This is a genomic window from Pseudoalteromonas sp. NBT06-2, assembly GCF_002276045.1.
Lineage (GTDB): Bacteria > Pseudomonadota > Gammaproteobacteria > Enterobacterales > Alteromonadaceae > Pseudoalteromonas.
Genome location: NZ_NQMR01000265.1, coordinates 1 through 3327, shown reverse-complemented (window position 1 = coordinate 3327; position 3327 = coordinate 1). Strand labels below are relative to the sequence as shown.

Here is a 3327-nt window from a genome sequence, read left to right as displayed (position 1 = left end):
CCCAATGGTTGTTGAAGTGGGAGAGTATACTACTTTCCATTGGAATATAGAAAATGCAGTATCCTGTTTTGGAAATAATAAACCACGTACACCAAGTGGAAATAATGGTCGACATAGCTATGGTACTCCACAAACTAAAAGAACAAGTTGGGTGTGTGAAGATAAAGAAGGGAATAAAATAAATTTATCTGCATATTTATATATTCAAGCGCCTGAACCTTATCAGCCTCAAAATCTAGCCGGGAATGCTTCTGGGAATTATTTAAACTTTTCTTGGTCTCATGTATCCGATAGTGATTATTATCGATATCAAGTTAGAAAAAATAGTGGTACATGGCAAGGAAGTAACACAAGTTATTCAACGTCTATAGATATGATACAAGACCCTGGAAGTTACCAGTTTAGAGTGAGGGCTTGTAATAACTATAGTCAATGCTCAGGTTATACAACTTTACCCCAGATTTTAACTATTCAAGCTCCTGCTATGAAAGTTAAACAATTTCAATGGCTCCCATCTCAAATTACAGCCGGAGAAACTGCATCTTTCCATTGGAATATAGAAAATGCAGCGTCTTGCTTTGGCAATAATAAAATAAGAACGCCTAGCGGAAATAATGGTAATCATCAATATAACGACCCGAAGTATCATGTTACAAAATGGTACTGTAATGACAAGTTTGGTAATCGCTTACCAGCCAATCCGAACCAATTTTTAGAAGCGTCATTATCTATAACTGCTCCAGCTATGCGAGTTAATCAATTTCAATGGATCCCATCTCAAATTACAGCCGGAGAAACTGCATCTTTCCATTGGAATATAGAAAATGCAGAATCTTGTTTTGGTAATAATAAAATAAGAACGCCTAGCGGAAATAATGGTAATCATCAATATAACGACCCGAAGTATCATGTTACAAAATGGTACTGTAATGACAAGTTTGGTAATCGCTTACCAGCCAATCCGAACCAATTTTTAGAAGCGTCATTATCTATAACTGCTCCAGCTATGCGAGTTAATCAATTTCAATGGATCCCATCTCAAATTACAGCCGGAGAAACTGCATCTTTCCATTGGAATATAGAAAATGCAGAATCTTGTTTTGGTAATAATAAAATCAGAACGCCTAGCGGAAATAATGGTAATCATCAATATAACGACCCAAAGTATCATGTTACTAAATGGTATTGTAATGACAAATATGGAAATCGTTTACCTGCTGATCCTAACAAGTTTTTAGAAGCGCCATTATCTATAACTGCTCCAGCCATGCGAGTTAATCAGTTTCAATGGATCCCATCTCAAATTACAGCCGGAGAAACAGCATCTTTTCATTGGAATGTAGAAAATGCAGAATCTTGTTATGGTAATGGTAAAACAAGAGCAGCAAACGGAAACAACGGTAATCATAGGTATGATGAGCCTAAATTACATACTACTAAATGGTTTTGTAATGACAAATATGGAAATCGTATTCCTTTTGACGAAAACAAATTTTTAGAAACAACTTTAAATATAAAACCAGCACCCAAAATGGTGGTAAAGCAGTTTGAGTGGTTACCAAAAGAAATTACAGCCGGAGAAACAGCATCTTTTCATTGGAATGTAGAAAATGCAGAATCTTGTTATGGTAATGGTAAAACAAGAGCAGCAAACGGAAACAACGGTAATCATAGGTATGATGAGCCTAAATTACATACTACTAAATGGTTTTGTAATGACAAATATGGAAATCGTATTCCTTTTGACGAAAACAAATTTTTAGAAACAACTTTAAATATAAAACCAGCACCCAAAATGGTGGTAAAGCAGTTTGAGTGGTTACCAAAAGAAATTACAGCCGGAGAAACAGCATCTTTCCATTGGAATGTAGAAAATGCAGAATCTTGTTTCGGTAATAATAAAACAAGAGCTTCTAGCGGAAATAACGGTAATCATAGATATGATGAGCCTAAATTACATACTACGAAATGGTTTTGTAATGATAAATTTGGTAATCGAATACCTGTTGATACCAACACGTTTTTAGAAACCACTTTAAATATCAAAGAAGCGCCAAAAATGGTGGTTAAACAATTTGAGTGGTTACCTGCAGTTATAAAGTCAGGTGAAAAAACAGCTTTTTATTGGAATATTACTAATGCAAAAACATGCTTTGCAACTACCCATGGTCCAAATCAACCATTAGAAAGAGAGCATGAAGGTCAGAATAATTATGTTGTTTATAACGATGTAAAAGTTCATACAACTAAATGGTATTGTGAAGATAAATATGGAAATAGAATACCTGAAAATGAAGCCGAGTTTCTAAAAGCAACAAGGACTGTAAATTTATCAAAACCAACAATATCCCCATCAAAACTTGTGATAGAGCAGTCTGAGAAAATAACTATAAAGCATTTATCTAAAGATATTTCTTTAAATTATGCAGTTTTAAGTATCAATGAATCGTGCTCTACTGTAAATGATTGGCAAAAATATGTAGGACCTTTTAACTTACAGAGTTCATCAAAAATATGCACTAAATCTACTAAAGACAGTTTTATCGATAGTGAAATTGAAAGCCGTTTATTTAATGTTGTTAAGATCAATAAATTTGCATGGCACCCAATTAAGTCCTATGTAGGTACTAAAAATACTTTTTATTGGGATATCAGTGGGGTTAACGACTGTAGAGCGAATAAAAATGGTGTTGCTGAAAAACTACCAAACGGAGAGTATCGTTGGAGAGGTGCTAGCGGAAATAATGGTATTCACGTTTATGAAGAACCAAAAGAACATATCACAAAGTGGGAATGTTTTGTAGATTCAGCAAAAACTATTAGATTTCCTAGCGATCCTAATTTATTTATTGAAGCTCCTCTTAGTGTAAAAGATTTTGTTATTAAAATTAAAAAACTAAGTTTAATTGGTTCGCCTAAAAACTAAGCTGGATTATAGGTTTTTAATATAGCTGTAAATGTAACACAGGAATTAGAACTATGATCTCAGTTGTAAGGATGATGAATACATTGTCCTTTAATTAGCTACGCGATTTTAATTTGTATAAATCGATTGTATTTTTAAGCTTGAATATCATTTTATTTGGTGAAGGGTTTCATCTGTATCGTTACTAGAAAAAAATAGTTCATTACAACTCATATTAACTTTCCTTGAGAGCTCACTGTCGAATACAGAAGCTTGATTTGCCCTTTAACAATTTAATATCAACCCATTGGGTCGTTTTCTACCGTTAGTTGGGTCATTGATCTGATTGGGGCAGTTTTAACATAAATAATAACATGTTGCTAGATATGACAATTTTATACAGCAATTCTCGGTGAATTAAT

1 protein-coding gene is annotated in these 3327 nt (G+C 33.7%); it reads left to right on the top strand.

Annotated elements, in window-relative coordinates; all coding sequences use genetic code 11:
• On the top strand, window positions 1-2926 hold a 2926-nt coding region (locus CJF42_RS25130; RefSeq protein WP_212668868.1), incomplete at its 5' end, for a hypothetical protein.
• Between the last annotated feature and the right edge of the window lie 401 nt (window positions 2927-3327).